At 64.3% G+C, this 13,402-nt stretch carries 18 protein-coding genes; 5 read left to right on the top strand and 13 right to left on the bottom strand.

Features of this window, described 5'->3' with window-relative positions; translation table 11 throughout:
- Positions 1-71: 71 nt before the first annotated feature.
- From SO180_RS40445 to SO180_RS40435, 3 genes are all read right to left on the bottom strand, one after another.
- Positions 72-857, bottom strand: coding sequence for a glycosyltransferase family 32 protein (locus SO180_RS40445; protein ID WP_449384363.1), 786 nt, complete (start codon positions 855-857; stop codon positions 72-74).
- 100 nt (positions 858-957) lie between these two features.
- Positions 958-1,563 (bottom strand): 3-isopropylmalate dehydratase small subunit, encoded by a 606-nt coding sequence (gene leuD / locus SO180_RS40440; RefSeq protein WP_449384362.1) that lies wholly within the window; start codon positions 1,561-1,563, stop codon positions 958-960.
- Positions 1,564-1,722: 159 nt separating this feature from the next.
- Complete coding sequence (locus SO180_RS40435; RefSeq protein WP_449384361.1) at positions 1,723-2,121, bottom strand: metallopeptidase family protein; 399 nt, start codon at positions 2,119-2,121, stop codon at positions 1,723-1,725.
- A 175-nt stretch (positions 2,122-2,296) separates the two neighbouring features.
- On the opposite strand from SO180_RS40435, the gene SO180_RS40430 reads away from it, so the two are divergent.
- The gene (locus tag SO180_RS40430; protein ID WP_449384365.1) at positions 2,297-2,587 is read left to right on the top strand and encodes a hypothetical protein; all 291 of its coding nucleotides are present in this window, start codon (positions 2,297-2,299) and stop codon (positions 2,585-2,587) included.
- Between the two features lies 1 nt (position 2,588).
- Here the strand turns inward: SO180_RS40430 and SO180_RS40425 are convergent, their stop codons facing one another.
- The gene (locus tag SO180_RS40425; protein ID WP_449384360.1) at positions 2,589-2,816 is read right to left on the bottom strand and encodes a hypothetical protein; all 228 of its coding nucleotides are present in this window, start codon (positions 2,814-2,816) and stop codon (positions 2,589-2,591) included.
- Between the two features lie 243 nt (positions 2,817-3,059).
- Here SO180_RS40425 and SO180_RS40420 point away from each other — a divergent pair, with 243 nt between their 5' ends.
- The 3 genes from SO180_RS40420 to SO180_RS40410 all read left to right on the top strand — a co-directional run bounded on the left by SO180_RS40420 (position 3,060) and on the right by SO180_RS40410 (position 4,423).
- On the top strand, positions 3,060-3,278 hold the full coding sequence (locus SO180_RS40420) for a hypothetical protein (RefSeq protein WP_449384359.1): 219 nt from the start codon (positions 3,060-3,062) through the stop codon (positions 3,276-3,278).
- 97 nt (positions 3,279-3,375) lie between these two features.
- A complete protein-coding gene (locus SO180_RS40415) occupies positions 3,376-3,636 on the top strand; it encodes a hypothetical protein (RefSeq protein WP_449384358.1) in 261 nt (86 codons plus the stop codon).
- Positions 3,637-3,847: 211 nt separating this feature from the next.
- Positions 3,848-4,423, top strand: coding sequence for a hypothetical protein (locus SO180_RS40410; protein ID WP_449384357.1), 576 nt, complete (start codon positions 3,848-3,850; stop codon positions 4,421-4,423).
- A gap of 120 nt (positions 4,424-4,543) precedes the next feature.
- Here SO180_RS40410 and SO180_RS40405 read toward each other — a convergent pair whose 3' ends face one another.
- The 7 genes from SO180_RS40405 to ffh all read right to left on the bottom strand — a co-directional run bounded on the left by SO180_RS40405 (position 4,544) and on the right by ffh (position 10,688).
- Complete coding sequence (locus SO180_RS40405) at positions 4,544-4,753, bottom strand: hypothetical protein (RefSeq protein WP_449384364.1); 210 nt, start codon at positions 4,751-4,753, stop codon at positions 4,544-4,546.
- A 93-nt stretch (positions 4,754-4,846) separates the two neighbouring features.
- Positions 4,847-6,253 carry a 3-isopropylmalate dehydratase large subunit gene (leuC, locus tag SO180_RS40400; protein ID WP_449384356.1) on the bottom strand — a complete coding sequence of 469 codons (1,407 nt, stop codon included), beginning with the start codon at positions 6,251-6,253 and terminating at the stop codon, positions 4,847-4,849.
- A gap of 465 nt (positions 6,254-6,718) precedes the next feature.
- Positions 6,719-7,099 carry a 50S ribosomal protein L19 gene (rplS, locus tag SO180_RS40395; RefSeq protein ID WP_254101811.1) on the bottom strand — a complete coding sequence of 127 codons (381 nt, stop codon included), beginning with the start codon at positions 7,097-7,099 and terminating at the stop codon, positions 6,719-6,721.
- A 111-nt stretch (positions 7,100-7,210) separates the two neighbouring features.
- Positions 7,211-7,954 (bottom strand): tRNA (guanosine(37)-N1)-methyltransferase TrmD, encoded by a 744-nt coding sequence (gene trmD / locus SO180_RS40390; RefSeq protein ID WP_449384355.1) that lies wholly within the window; start codon positions 7,952-7,954, stop codon positions 7,211-7,213.
- A 34-nt stretch (positions 7,955-7,988) separates the two neighbouring features.
- Positions 7,989-8,543: a ribosome maturation factor RimM gene (rimM, locus tag SO180_RS40385; RefSeq protein WP_449384354.1), complete on the bottom strand. Its 555-nt coding sequence runs from the start codon at positions 8,541-8,543 to the stop codon at positions 7,989-7,991.
- Between the two features lie 176 nt (positions 8,544-8,719).
- Positions 8,720-9,052 (bottom strand): 30S ribosomal protein S16, encoded by a 333-nt coding sequence (gene rpsP / locus SO180_RS40380; protein WP_027523519.1) that lies wholly within the window; start codon positions 9,050-9,052, stop codon positions 8,720-8,722.
- A gap of 85 nt (positions 9,053-9,137) precedes the next feature.
- Positions 9,138-10,688, bottom strand: a complete 1,551-nt coding sequence (gene ffh / locus SO180_RS40375; RefSeq protein ID WP_449384353.1) for a signal recognition particle protein — start codon at positions 10,686-10,688, stop codon at positions 9,138-9,140.
- A gap of 421 nt (positions 10,689-11,109) precedes the next feature.
- Between ffh and SO180_RS40370 the strand changes: the two genes are divergently transcribed.
- Positions 11,110-12,105: an MBL fold metallo-hydrolase gene (locus SO180_RS40370; RefSeq protein ID WP_449384352.1), complete on the top strand. Its 996-nt coding sequence runs from the start codon at positions 11,110-11,112 to the stop codon at positions 12,103-12,105.
- An 83-nt stretch (positions 12,106-12,188) separates the two neighbouring features.
- Here the strand turns inward: SO180_RS40370 and SO180_RS40365 are convergent, their stop codons facing one another.
- Both SO180_RS40365 and SO180_RS40360 read right to left on the bottom strand, forming a co-directional pair.
- Positions 12,189-12,908 (bottom strand): SIMPL domain-containing protein, encoded by a 720-nt coding sequence (locus SO180_RS40365; protein ID WP_449384351.1) that lies wholly within the window; start codon positions 12,906-12,908, stop codon positions 12,189-12,191.
- A gap of 5 nt (positions 12,909-12,913) precedes the next feature.
- The coding region (locus tag SO180_RS40360; protein WP_449384350.1) for a GyrI-like domain-containing protein at positions 12,914-13,402 on the bottom strand (489 nt) is incomplete at its 5' end.

The raw sequence follows: 13,402 nt of genomic DNA, 5'->3' as shown, positions 1-13,402 counted from the left end.
ATGCCTTCACCCCCGAGGAATGCGCCAACTACCTCAAAAATTCAGGCTATCGAACTTAATGCCATCACGCTTTAGCTAAACCGCTCCGCGGCCCAGGCATACAGGCTTCCCGGAATCGGCTTCTGGCCGCCGCGTCCCTTGGGCGAGATGTGCAGGCCGATGATTTCGGGGTTGGCGACGAGGCCGAGATAGTTGGACGGTTCGAAGAACAGTTTTGGTTCGGCATGCACCGCATAGAACGACTGCTTGGGCAACGCGTTATCAAGTTCGCCGAAGCGATGCGCGAGTGCGGTCAACGCGGCCGGACCATAGATCGCGACGCGAATATCCGAGAGCCGGTTCGAGCCGCCGCGCAGGCGGCGCAATGCAAACGTCAGGCGGTGGCGCAGCGACAGCCAGTCCGGCGTCAGCTCCTCCTGCTCCATCAGCGCCTCGAAGGCGCGAACGATGCCGTGCTCGGGCGGCAAATAGAGCACGGAGTTGCCGAGCTGGCGCGGCCGCTCCCAGGCAAAATAGGGTTTTGCCGGATCGATCTCGACGGGTTTCAAGAGCAGCACATCGGCGTCGAGCCACAGGCCTGCGTCTTGAGCCATCAGCTTCATGCGGAAGAAGTCGCTGAACTGAAGCGTGGTCCAGTCGCGCCAGCTTCCGTCCGGCTGCGGTGGCCGCAGCTTTTCCGAGAACACATGCGGCAGGATTGCTTCGGCCTCGGCATTGTCGACGCCGGAAGGCAGGCCCGGAATCGTATCGAAGCTGTAGACAGTGACCCTGTGCCCGGCCGCGAGCTGCGAGCGCAGACAGGTCTGGCGCAGCGCGTCCATCGGGCCATGCCAGAAGGTGACGATGTCGGGCAACATGCGGGCAAGCTATAAATGACAAACGCGAGAGGGCAAAGAACAGCGGGCAAAGAAAAAGCCCCGGCGCGCATCGCACCGGGGCTCGAAATAAAAGCCGATCTCAGGCCCAGGCGCGTTCGCGCTTGAGCTTCTCCTCGTAGGTGTCGATCGAGGCCTTCTTCTCCATCGTGAGGCCGATGTCGTCGAGGCCGTTGATCAGGCAGTGCTTGCGGAACGGGTCGATCTCGAACTTGACCTTGCCGCCGTCGGGGCCGCGGATCTCCTGGTTGGGCAGGTCGATGGTGAGCGTCGCATTGGCGCCGCGCTCCGCATCGTCGAACAGCTTGTCGAGGTCTTCTTGGGCAACGCGGATCGGCAGAATGCCGTTCTTGAAGCAGTTGTTGTAGAAGATGTCGCCGAACGAGGTCGAGATCACGCAGCGGATGCCGAAGTCGAGCAGCGCCCAGGGCGCGTGCTCGCGGCTCGAGCCGCAGCCGAAATTGTCGCCGGCGACCAGCACCTTCGAATTGCGATAGGCCGGCTGGTTGAGCACGAAGTCCGGATTCTCGCTGCCGTCGTCGTTGTAGCGCTGCTCGGAGAACAGCCCCTTGCCAAGGCCGGTACGCTTGATGGTCTTCAGGTACTGCTTCGGAATGATCATGTCGGTGTCGACATTGATGATCTTCAGCGGCGCCGCGACGCCTTCCAGCGTGGTGAACTTGTCCATGGTTGCGCTTCCCGGGTAGGTCAGGGGAACGGCTGTTTATCGCGATTAGGGCCCGAATCCTAGGCCAAATTCGGCAGATCTCATCTGCTCGCCACGAAGTAGGTCGGCTCCCTCTCCCGCTTGCGGGGGAGGTTGACCGAGCCCGTGGCTCGATGAGATCTAGTCTACGGAGGCCTCAATCGCGGCCATATCGTCGTCGGAGAGGCCGAAATGGTGCCCGATCTCATGGATCAGCACGTGGCGGACGATATGGCCGAGGCTCTCCTCGTGCTCGGCCCAATAATCCAGGATCGGCCGGCGGTAGAGCCAAACCATGTTCGGCAGCCGCGCCACGTCGGCGAAGCTTTGCCGCGGCAGGCCGACCCCCTGGAACAGGCCGAGCAGGTCGAACTCGCTCTCGCAGTCCATCTCGTCGAGGACCTCGTCAGTCGGGAAGTCGTCGACGCGGAGGATCACGCCCTCGCAGAGATCGCGAAAGTGTTTCGGCAGGCGCTCGAAGATGTCGTGCGCCACCGCCTCCATTTCGGCGAGCGAAGGCGCTTTCAATTCCGTCCACATGCCCTCTCTTAGCGCGGGTTCCCCGGCGATGCATCCGGCTTTATGATCGCGGCAAGGTTGACGCGCGGCACCAAAACGGGGAGCGTACGGCGCCTTGATGGGGTCGATTCAGGTGGGTGGCACGATGCGGGCGGGAACAGCGGCACTGATCTTACTTTGCCAGGTCTTACTTTGCATGGGGTTGTTTTCGCTGTTTTTTGATTCCGGCGCGAAAGCCCAGGCGACTGGCGCCGCAGTCCGGCTGGCCCAGGTCTTTTCGCCAGATGCCTTGCCCCCGGATGCGCCGCCGCCGCGCCGCCGGCCGCGGTTGCGCGTGGTGCCGTACGAGACGCCGGACGGGGTCTATCCGCGCTACAATCCCGGCCCGGACGCGGTACGGGAATGCAACGCCACCTATGTGCAGGAATATCGGCCGAGCGGCACCGTGATCGTGCCGCGCATGAGCTGCTACTGGCGACGGGGCTAGATCAACGACCTCGCAACGCCCCGATCAGGCCAACGCCGACGACGAGCGCGGACGCGCCGTAGACCAGGATCGCCATCACCGCTTGCACGAACGGGCTCGCCGCGCCCACTTCAACGCCCGGTCCTTGTGCGGCGAGCGCGACCTCCGAGCCGAACAGGGTAACCGTTGAAACAGCAAAGCGCGAAACCGGCAGCCCACCACGTGACAGTGCCATGACCATCTCCTGCATCTGGTCGTCCAGAAGATACGCTGATCATTGACGGTTGGTTTTATTGGCGCAAACGAAATGCGTTGCGCGGGTCTCGAAAGCATCTGGCCGCAGGTCTTTCGCGAGCAGCTCTTTGCATTCATCTTTGCGGCGCGTTCATTCATACACGATTCAGGCTGCCGCCTCTAGCGTTCTCCTCCGTGACGCCATGCTGGATTTTCGTCACACATATTGCGTCACACTTGGAGATAGGAGGAGGACGACATGCAATTCACGAAGGCTAGGGTGTTCGGTCTCGCTGCCGTCGCAGCCGTGCTGATGTCCGCTGCGCCCATCCAGCGCGCGCATGCCGTATCCCTCATCAATCCCGGCGCCGCACCAGCGGTGCAGGATGTCGCTGCCACCACGACGGAAGTGCATTGGCGTGGCTGGCACCATCATCACTGGCGCTGGCACCATTGGCATCACCGGCGCTGGTGGTGACGCGTCGATCGGCGGCAAAACAGGCCCGGATAACCGGGCCTGTTTTCGCTTGCAGATGACGTCACGAAGGCTTCATGCTGGCGGCATGGAGATGGTCATGAAGACAGCGATCGTCATCGTCGGCGCATTGGGACTGGCAATGGCCCTGCCTGATGCATCGGTTGCGGCGACGTCAATCGCCACGCAGCAGTCGTCGGCGCGAACGGTTGATTTCGGCATGCGACGTCACGACCGATACGTGCGTAGCGTTCGGCACGCGCCCTATCAGCCGCACTACTACGCGCGGCCCGTCTATTATCGGCCCTATCCCTACAGCGTGCCCGCTCCCTTCGTGCTCGGCTTCGGGCCGTGGTGGTGAGACTTCCGCGCTCTTTTGTTGGCGCAACTGCACGCTCTCTAGCGACTCTCCATCGCAGCCGATCCTCTCGCTCTCATTCATTCATGAGGCGTTCACGTCACTGTCCCTAATTTAATCTTGGGGAGCGACCGCAAATGAACAGCGCCCGCCACGTCCGCCTCGCACTTCGAGGTGGGCTCACGCCGCGCTGTCCAGATCCAGGGAGGGTTTGATGCTGAGGAGTTTTGATCCCCCGGCGAGCGTGGTCCGCTTGTTCGGACTTGCGGCCGTGGCAGCGCTGGTGCTGTCGGCAGGGACTGCGCAGCGCGCCGAGGCGCTGACCCCAATCAATCCGGTCGCCTTACCGGCAGCGAAAGCCGCGACCGATGACATGGTCACGCAGGTCCGCCACGGTGGTGGCGGCGGTGGCGGCCATGGGGGCGGCTTCCGTGGTGGTGGAGGTTTTCACGGCGGCGGAGGGTTTCACGGCGGTGGCGGAGCGCATTTCGGCGGCGTCCGTGGCGGCGGCTTCCACGGTGGTGGCTTCCGTGCCGCGCCGGCCTTTCATGGCGGCGGCTATCGCTATGGCGGCTTCCGTTACGGCGGATATCACCGTCACTGGGGTTATCGTCCCTACTACGGCTATCGCCACTTCCACCGGCGCTACTATTACGGCGGCTACTATCCCTATTACAGCTATCCGCGCCGCTGCCGGGTCATCTGGACCCATTGGGGCCCGCGCCGCATCTGCCGCTGGCACCATTGGCATCGCTGGCACCACTGGGGCTGGCGGCATCGCTATTGGTGATGTGAGAACCGCCGAACTCTATCCGTCACGTCATGGCCGGGCTTCGTCCCGGCCATCCACGTTCTTGGCCTCGCAAAGAAAGGTCGTGGATGCCCCGGGCATGATGCGGAGTGCTTGTGGCTAGAGCCAATCCCCGAGCTTCCAGGATGCAGGCTTCCAGCGCATCAGATTGTCGAGCTTCCATTGCCGGAACATCGCCGGCGGCCAGCGGCTGAGGCGCGAGGTCTCCTCGATCTCGGGCTTGGCGACGACGCGCGACGGCGCAGCGCGGCGCCGATGCTGGCGCGTCGCATCGCTGATGAGGTCGATGTAGTCCGGCTTGTTGGCCATCTTCATCCTCGCGAGCTCGTCGCGAGGATGAAGTCTTGGGGCAAGCCGCTTAAGGCACGCTTGCCCGGATCGTTAGAATTGCGCTGATGTGGCTCAGCGCCAATCCCTGACGTCGACGAAGTGACCCGCGATCGCAGCCGCGGCCGCCATCGCCGGCGACACCAGATGCGTGCGGCCCTTGAAGCCCTGGCGGCCCTCGAAATTGCGGTTCGAGGTCGAGGCGCAGCGCTCTTCCGGCTTGAGCTTGTCCGGGTTCATGGCGAGGCACATCGAGCAGCCCGGCTCACGCCATTCGAAGCCGGCCTTGATGAAGATCTTGTCCAGACCCTCCGCTTCGGCCTGCTCCTTCACGATGCCGGAGCCCGGCACGACCATGGCGTTGACATGGGCGCTGACGGTCTTGCCCTCGGCGATCTTCGCCGCGGCGCGCAGGTCTTCGATGCGCCCGTTGGTGCAGGAGCCGATGAAGACGCGATCGAGCTTGATGTCGGTGATCTTCGTGCCCGCGGCCAGGCCCATATATTTCAGCGCGCGATGCTTGGAGAGGCGCTTGGCCTCATCCTCGATCTTGTCCGGATCCGGCACGAGGCCGGTCACCGAGATCACGTCTTCAGGCGAGGTGCCCCAGGTCACGATCGGCGGCAGCTTGGCTGCATCCAGCCGAAGCTCGTGGTCGAAATGCGCGCCGTCGTCGGAGCGCAACTTCTCCCAGTAGCGCATCGCGTCATCCCAGGCTGCGCCCTGCGGCGACTTCGGACGGCCGCGCAGGAAGTCGAAGGCCTTCTGGTCGGGCGCGACGAGGCCGGCGCGGGCGCCACCTTCGATCGACATGTTGCAGACCGTCATGCGGCCTTCCATGCTGAGCGCGCGGATCGCATCGCCAGCGTATTCCAGCACGTAACCGGTGCCGCCGGCGGTGCCGATCTCGCCGATGATGGCCAGGATGATGTCCTTGCCCGTCACGCCCTCCGGCAATTTGCCGTCGACGGTGACGCGCATGTTCTTGGCCTTCTTCTGGATCAGCGTCTGCGTCGCCAGCACGTGCTCGACCTCGCTCGTGCCGATGCCGTGCGCGAGCGCGCCGAACGCGCCATGCGTCGAGGTGTGGCTGTCACCGCAGACGATGGTGGTGCCGGGCAGCGTAAAGCCCTGCTCGGGGCCGATGACGTGGACGATGCCCTGGCGCTTGTCGAACTCGTTGTAATATTCGATGCCGAATTCCTTGGCATTCTCCGCGAGCGCCTTGATCTGCTCGATGCTTTCAGGGTCGGGGTTCGGCTTGGTGCGATCGGTGGTCGGCACGTTGTGGTCGACGACGGCGAGCGTCTTTTCGGGCGCGTGCACCTTGCGGCCCGTGGTACGCAGGCCTTCGAAAGCCTGCGGCGAGGTGACTTCGTGCACCAGATGGCGGTCGATATAGAGCAGGCAGGTGCCGTCCTCGGCTTCGTGCACCAGGTGATCGTTCCAGATCTTGTCGTACAGTGTGGTCGGTTTGGACATGAGCGTGAGCTCCAGCAATGTTTGGTAGCGATGTGAAGCGCGCCTTTGCGCGCGGGCAAACAAATCGTCGGCGCAGCGTTTAAGCTGCGCGTCTAAGCTCTGACGTTGCCGAGGTCGCAAAGCGTCCGAAGAACCGGCCAGGCAGCCGCGAGCGATCGTCGATGACGATGCGCTTGATGGGCTCGTTGCGGGTCTGATCTGGAAACATTCCAGGAATATATAGCAGGCCGATTTGGAAGCGCGAGAGCTTTCACTACTTGCACAGGGCATGCCCCTCACCCTGAGGAGCGCGCCTTGGCGCGCGTCTCGAAGGGCGAGGCCACGGACCGGGCCTTCATCCTTCGAGACGCGCGTTCCGCGCTCCTCAGGATGAGGATCGACACCTCGTCGTCACCGCACGAACCGCAAACAAAAAAGCGCGGAGCCAAGCCCCGCGCTTCTTCGCCGATCCGCCTGTTGCGAAGATTACTCGTTGACTGCAGTCGCGCGGTCCTGCTTCTCGACGATGCGAGCCGACTTGCCGCGGAGATTGCGCAGGTAATAGAGCTTGGCGCGACGCACCTTGCCGCGACGCACCACCTTGATCGAGTCGATCATCGGGGAGAGCAGCGGGAACACGCGCTCGACGCCCTCGCCGTAGGAGATCTTGCGCACGGTGAAGCTCTCGTTGAGGCCACCGCCGGAACGGCCGATGCAGACGCCTTCATAGGCCTGCACGCGGGTGCGGTCGCCTTCGACGACCTTCACGTTGACGATCACGGTGTCGCCGGGGGCGAATTCCGGAATCTCCTTGCCGGCGGAGAGCTTGTCGAATTGCTCTTTTTCGAGCTGCTTGATCAGGTTCATGGGTAATTCTCCATCGGCGCGCCCAGCCACGAAAAAGAGGGGGCTGCGCGAAATTCGTCTATCCAGCCATTGCGGATTTGGCCGCTCCTATAAGGCAAGCGGGAGCGTTTGTCACCCGTCTGTCTTGTTTTTTGGCGTTTTTTGGCCGGAGGCTCGATTCGTCGCTTTTTCCCACAGATCCGGCCGCCGGGCAGCCGTCAGGGCCTCGGATTCGGCCCGCCGCCAGGCCGCGACCTTGGCATGGTCGCCGGAGGTAAGGATCTCCGGGATCGGAACCCCTTCAAACAGCTGCGGACGGGTGTATTGGGGATATTCCAGGAGACCTTCGGAGAAGCTTTCCTCGGTTCCCGAGGCCTCCTTGCCCATCACTCCCGGCAAGAGCCGCACGCACGCGTCGATCAGCGCCAGTGCTGCGATTTCGCCGCCGGAAAGCACGTAATCGCCGATCGAGACCTCCTCCAGGCCCCTTGCCTCGATCACCCGCTGGTCGATCCCCTCGAACCGGCCGCAGACAATCAGGGGGCCGGGGCCCTTTGCCAGCTCGATGACGCGGGCCTGGGTCAATGGCCGACCGCGGGGGCTCATGAGGAGCTTTGGCCGCACCTCGCCGATCCCGGCGGCATCGATGGCCGCGGCCAGGACATCCGCCCGCAGCACCATGCCCGGCCCGCCACCGGCCGGCGTGTCGTCGACGCTGCGGTGACGATCGGTCGCGGACGCCCGGATGTCCCGCGCCTCGAGCTCCCAAAGCCCGGAGGCCAGCGCCCGGCCGGCCAGGCTCACGCCGAGCGGTCCCGGAAACATCTCGGGAAACAGCGTCAGCACCGTCGCGCGCCAGGGTGAGGAGTTGGTCATTGCAATCAGCTTAGCCAAAAACCACGGCCTGTGGTTATGGGTCCCCGCTTTCGCGGGGACTGGTGGAGAGAGCGTCGCCTTCGTCCTCGCCTTCGATCTCCTGCGGCAGCGCGATCACGACGCGACCGCCGTCGAGATCGACCTCCGGCACCACCGCGTTGGAGAACGGCAGCAGCATCGTCGTACCCTTGGGCGGAGCAATCTCGATGATGTCGCCGGCGCCGAAATTGTGGATCGCGAACACACGACCGAGCGCGTCGCCGGCCGTGGTGACGGCGGCGAGCCCGATCAGATCGGCGTGGTAATATTCGTCGTCATCGGTCGCAGGCAGCTTTTCGCGCGCGACATAGAGCTCGATGCCGTTGAGCCGTTCGGCTTCATCGCGGGTCGTGACGCCCTTGAACGTCGCGACCAGATGATCCTTGGCCTCGCGTGCCTGCGCGAGCTCGAACTGGCGCTTGCCGTCGAGGGTCGACAGCGGACCATAGCGCCGCACGGCAAAGGGATCTTCGGTGAAGGTCCACAATTTGACCGCGCCGCGCACTCCATGCGCGGCGCCGATCCGCGCGACGCAAATGAGTTGAGACATCAGGTGGCCTCACCCTTCGAGACGCACGCTTTGTTTGCACCGTTCGCGACGGCCTCGCTTTCGCTCGGCTTGCTCGGGTGCGCGTGCTCCTCAGGATGAGGAGATAGACACTCATGCTGAGGAGCACGGCGAAAGCCGTGCGTCTCGAAGCATGAAGGCCTGGGCATCGAAGAGACTTAAGCCTTCGCGGCGGCTTCGGCCTGCGCCTTGCGCTCCTTGCGCGGCACGGCCTTCTGCGGGTTGCTGCGCGCTTCGCGCTTCTTCACGCCGGCTGCGTCCAGGAAGCGCATCACGCGGTCCGAGGGCTGCGCGCCCTTGGCGAGCCAGGCCTTCACCTTGTCCATGTCGAGCTTGAGACGGGTCTCGTTGTCCTTCGGCAGCAGCGGGTTGAAATAGCCCAAGCGCTCGATGAAGCGGCCATCGCGCGGAAAGCGCGAGTCGGCGACGACAACGTGATAGACGGGGCGCTTCTTGGTGCCTGCGCGCGCGAGGCGGATAACGACGGACATTCAGTTCTCCTTCAAAGTACAGTTCGTTCGGTTGATTGGTATTCCGCGTTGCGCAGGATGCTGACGATCCCCCGCGACGAATTCCTCATTTCTTCTTGCCTGGAAAACCGCCGAGGCCCGGCAGCGTCGGCTTGCCGCTCAGCCCGGTCAGTCCAGGCAGGTTCGGCAGGCCGGTGCGAAGACCAGGCGGCAAATCCTTCGGCAGGTTGGGCAAGCCCTGTCCGCCGCCACCGCCCTGCATCTTCTCCTGCAGCGCCTTCATCTCTTCGGGCGAGGGCATCTTCATGCCGCCGCCAAAGCCCATGGCCTGCGCGATGCCGGCGAGCGGGCCGCGCTTGCCCGAGCCCATCGCCTTCATCACGTCGGCCATGTTCCGGTGCATCTTGAGCAGCTTGTTGACGTGCTCGACGCTCTGGCCGCTTCCGGCGGCGATCCGCTTCTTGCGACTCGCCTTGAGCAGGTCGGGGTGCCGGCGCTCCTCGCGCGTCATGGAATCGATGATCGCGACCTGCCGCTTCAGGATCTTGTCGTCGATCCCTGCGGCGGCAATCTGGTTCTTCATCTTGGAGATGCCGGGCATCATGCCCATCAGCCCGCTGATGCCGCCCATATTGGCCATCTGCGACAGCTGCTCGCGCATGTCGTTGAGATCGAACTGGCCCTTGCGCATCCGCTCGGCGGTGCGCGCGGCCTTCTCGGCGTCGATGTTCGCGGCGGCCCGTTCGACCAGCGACACCACGTCGCCCATGCCGAGGATACGGCCGGCGATACGGTCGGGATGGAAATCCTCCAGCGCATCGGTCTTTTCGCCGGTGCCGATCAGCTTGATCGGCTTGCCGGTGACTGCGCGCATCGACAGCGCGGCGCCGCCGCGGCCGTCGCCGTCCACCCTTGTCAGCACGATGCCCGTGAGGCCGACGCGCTGATCGAACGAGCGCGCGAGGTTCACCGCGTCCTGGCCGGTGAGGCTATCCGCAACCAGCAGCACTTCATGCGGATTGGCTGCGGCTTTGATCGCGGCAGCCTCCGCCATCATCTCTTCGTCGAGCGTGGTGCGGCCGGCGGTGTCGAGCAGCACGATGTCGTAGCCGCCGAGCTTGCCGGCTTCCAGCGCGCGCTTCGCGATTTGCGGCGGCTGCTGGCCCGCGACGATCGGCAGGGTCGGAATGTCGAGATCGCGGCCGAGCACGGCGAGCTGCTCCATCGCCGCCGGACGGTAGACGTCGAGCGAAGCCATCAGCACCTTGCGCTTGTCGCGCTGGACGAGGCGGCGGGCGAGCTTCGCGGTGGTCGTCGTCTTGCCGGAACCTTGCAGGCCGACCATCATGATCGGCACCGGCGGCACGGAATTCACGTCGATGGTCTGGCCTTCGGCGCCGAGCGTGTTGATCAGCTCGTCATGGACGATCTTGACGACCATCTGGCCGGGGGTGACCGACTTCACGACGGTGGCGCCGATCGCCTGCTCGCGCACGCGCTCGGTGAAGCTGCGCACCACTTCGAGCGCGACGTCGGCCTCCAGCAGCGCGCGGCGCACTTCGCGCATCGCGGCGTCGACGTCCTTTTCGGTCAGCGCACCGCGCCCCGTCAGACGATCGAGGATGCCGCCAAGCCTTTCCGACAGATTGTCGAACAATGAAGTCGTCCTGTTGCTGTCCCCCGTGGGGGCGCGCTCCGTTACTCTCCGCTGTCATGCCCCGCGAAGGCGGGGCATCCAGTACGCCGCGGCCTCTCGGTTCAAGCCGAGCCGTCTCGGAATACTGGATCCCCCGCCTTCGCAGGGGATGACCACTTGCTCGGGTCGTGGCCCGAAGCCAAATACGATCTTCCAAACACCTTTACGCCCGAGGGCGCATCGCGCTGTCGGGCGTTGACCTCTGGCCTCCAGGGCCAGTCGGCGGGTCGAAAAGAAAGCCTTTCCGAGAAGTGGTGCGGCCTTAAACCCCCGCAAGCCGCAAAAGTCAAGGAAACAAGCCGGAATGTGGCATCTTGAAGGGGGCGGTTCGGCTGCTTATTCCTTCCCGGAACCTTTATTTTGGGGCCATTCGGGCCGTTAGATGACCCGCCGCAGCATCAAGACCTATTCCGGCCCGCCGTCCGATCATTTCGACGGCGAAAAGTTCTTCGACCCCGATGGAGTTCCGCCAAAATCGCTGCGCGAGGTCCTGCGCTGGCAGTTCGGCGGCAAGCGCGACCGGTCGGTCTGGCCGGCCTGGGTTCCGAGCCCCTATGCCGATTATCCGCCGGTGGAGGTTAATGGCGGCAAGGTCAGGCTGTCCTTTGTCGGGCACGCGAGCTGGCTGATCCAGACCGGCGGGCTCAATATCCTCGTCGATCCTGTCTGGTCGATGCGGGTCTCGCCGGTGGGCTGGGCCGGGCCGAAGCGCCACAACGACCCCGGCATCGCCTTCGACAAGCTGCCGAAGATCGACGTCGTGCTGGTCTCGCACGGTCACTACGATCACCTCGACATCGCGACGCTGTCGCGGCTCGCCAAGAATTTTGCGCCGCGCGTGATCACGCCGCTCGGCAACGATCTCACCATGCGTGAGCGCGACGGCGCGATCCGCGCCGAGGCGTTCGACTGGCACGACCGCGTCGAGCTCGGCGGCGACATTGCCGTGCATCTCGTGCCGACACGCCACTGGTCGGCGCGCAGCCTGTTCGACCGCAACAGGGCGCTGTGGGCGAGCTTCGTGCTGGAGACGCCCGCGGGAAAGATCTACGTCGTCTGCGATTCCGGCTACGGCGAGGGCGCGCATTTCCGCCGCGTCGGCGAAGCGCACGGTCCCTTGCGTCTCGCGATCCTGCCGATCGGTGCCTACGAGCCGCGCTGGTTCATGCGCGAGCAGCACATGAATCCGGAAGACGCGGTGAAGGCGCTATCGGACTGCGGCGCGCAGGCCGCGCTGGCGCATCACCATGGCACGTTCCAGCTCACCGATGAGGCCATCGACGCGCCGGCAAAGGCGCTGCTCGAAGCGCTCGATGCAGCGAGCATCCCGCGCGAGCGGTTCGTGGCGCTGAAGCCGGGGCAGGTGGTGGAGATTTGATGACTGCGCCGTTTATCTCCGGTGTCGTCACGGACAAGCGAGCGTAGCGAGCGCACACCCAGGTTGGTGCGGCAGTGTGCCTCTTACTGCGCCGGTTGTGCCGGCTTGATCGCCCAGCTCACATTCACCGTCACCGACAGCGTCTCCTCGCCGGGAGCGACCTGCGCCGGGGCTGCGGCCATGGGTGCGGCTGCTATGCGGCTCTTGAACAGCGGCATCGGACCGCCGCCTTCGGAGATGCTGAGGGGCGCGCCGAGCGTCACGCCGGCGGCCTTGGCGTAGATCTCGGCCTTGCGGCGGGCATCGGCAAGCGCCTGCTCGCGGGCACCGTCGAGCAGTTTCGAGGCCAGCGTGACCTCGAAGGAAATGTTGCCGACATCATTGGCGCCGGCGCCGACCAGCGTGTCGATCACGCTGGCCACCTTGGTCACGTCGCGAATCTTCACCGTGACGCGGTTGCTGGCGCGGAAGCTGACGATGCTCGTTGCGCGGTCCGAGGTCTTGGACGAGGTTGCATATTGCGGCTGCAGCGATAGCCGCGAGGTCTGATAGTCCTTCTCGTCGATGCCCGCGCCCTTCAAGGCCAGCAGCACCTTGCCCATCGCCGCGTTGTTGGCGTCGGAGGCTTCCTTCGCGGTCTTCGCGTCGTTGGCGACACCCGCATCGATCTGCGCGAGATCAGGTGCCGCCGACACGCTCGCCTCGCCGCTCACCGAGACCGCCGACGGAAAATCGTCGGCAAGCGCAGGAGTCGCGCCAAGCGCGGCGGTGAAAACAGCGGCCATGATCGCGTTGTTCTTCATCACGTTCACTTCAGCGGCACATAGACGTTGATCACGAGCTTGTCCTCCGCCGTCTTCAGGGGATCGGTGAGGTACTCCTCGATGAAAGTGTCCTTGGCTTCCAGCTTCTTGTCGTCGAGGTGATTGGTGATCGCCTCATAGGTGTTGTCCATGTTGTCGTAGGAGCCGCGATGGACGAACTTCAGCGCCTTGCCCTCCGGCGACTTGCCGATGCTCATGTCCTTGCCCAGGCTCTTGGGATCCTGGTCGATCGGGATCTCCGCGAGGAAGGTGAAGCCGGTGTCGTCGGTCGAGGTGTAGACGATCATCGGATTGCCCGCGGGCTTGATGCCCTGCTTGTCCAAAAGCGCGTTCAGCGCCTTGAACGAATCGATCAGCGTGTCGAAGGCGGAATCCCAGTTGGCGCTTCCCTTGGCCATCACGACCTTCTTCGGCTCCAGCGTCATCTCCTGGCCAAAGGGATCGGCGGCCTGAACCGGGGCGGAGCTGGCGGG

The sequence above is a fragment of the Bradyrhizobium sp. UFLA05-112 genome (assembly GCF_053572325.1).
This window is presented reverse-complemented; position numbering and strand designations above follow the sequence as displayed.

Excerpts from the sequence above, each read along its gene's own strand:
- SO180_RS40445 (WP_449384363.1), bottom strand. The coding sequence starts at position 857 with ATGTTGCCCGACATCGTCACCTTCTGGCATGGCCCGATGGACGCGCTG.
- leuD (WP_449384362.1), bottom strand. The coding sequence starts at position 1,563 with ATGGACAAGTTCACCACGCTGGAAGGCGTCGCGGCGCCGCTGAAGATC.
- SO180_RS40435 (WP_449384361.1), bottom strand. The coding sequence starts at position 2,121 with ATGTGGACGGAATTGAAAGCGCCTTCGCTCGCCGAAATGGAGGCGGTG.
- SO180_RS40430 (WP_449384365.1), top strand. The coding sequence starts at position 2,297 with ATGGGGTTGTTTTCGCTGTTTTTTGATTCCGGCGCGAAAGCCCAGGCG.
- SO180_RS40425 (WP_449384360.1), bottom strand. The coding sequence starts at position 2,816 with ATGCAGGAGATGGTCATGGCACTGTCACGTGGTGGGCTGCCGGTTTCG.
- SO180_RS40420 (WP_449384359.1), top strand. The coding sequence starts at position 3,060 with ATGCAATTCACGAAGGCTAGGGTGTTCGGTCTCGCTGCCGTCGCAGCC.
- SO180_RS40415 (WP_449384358.1), top strand. The coding sequence starts at position 3,376 with ATGAAGACAGCGATCGTCATCGTCGGCGCATTGGGACTGGCAATGGCC.
- SO180_RS40410 (WP_449384357.1), top strand. The coding sequence starts at position 3,848 with ATGCTGAGGAGTTTTGATCCCCCGGCGAGCGTGGTCCGCTTGTTCGGA.
- SO180_RS40405 (WP_449384364.1), bottom strand. The coding sequence starts at position 4,753 with ATGGCCAACAAGCCGGACTACATCGACCTCATCAGCGATGCGACGCGC.
- leuC (WP_449384356.1), bottom strand. The coding sequence starts at position 6,253 with ATGTCCAAACCGACCACACTGTACGACAAGATCTGGAACGATCACCTG.
- rplS (WP_254101811.1), bottom strand. The coding sequence starts at position 7,099 with ATGAACCTGATCAAGCAGCTCGAAAAAGAGCAATTCGACAAGCTCTCC.
- trmD (WP_449384355.1), bottom strand. The coding sequence starts at position 7,954 with ATGACCAACTCCTCACCCTGGCGCGCGACGGTGCTGACGCTGTTTCCC.
- rimM (WP_449384354.1), bottom strand. The coding sequence starts at position 8,543 with ATGTCTCAACTCATTTGCGTCGCGCGGATCGGCGCCGCGCATGGAGTG.
- rpsP (WP_027523519.1), bottom strand. The coding sequence starts at position 9,052 with ATGTCCGTCGTTATCCGCCTCGCGCGCGCAGGCACCAAGAAGCGCCCC.
- SO180_RS40370 (WP_449384352.1), top strand. The coding sequence starts at position 11,110 with ATGACCCGCCGCAGCATCAAGACCTATTCCGGCCCGCCGTCCGATCAT.
- SO180_RS40365 (WP_449384351.1), bottom strand. The coding sequence starts at position 12,908 with ATGAAGAACAACGCGATCATGGCCGCTGTTTTCACCGCCGCGCTTGGC.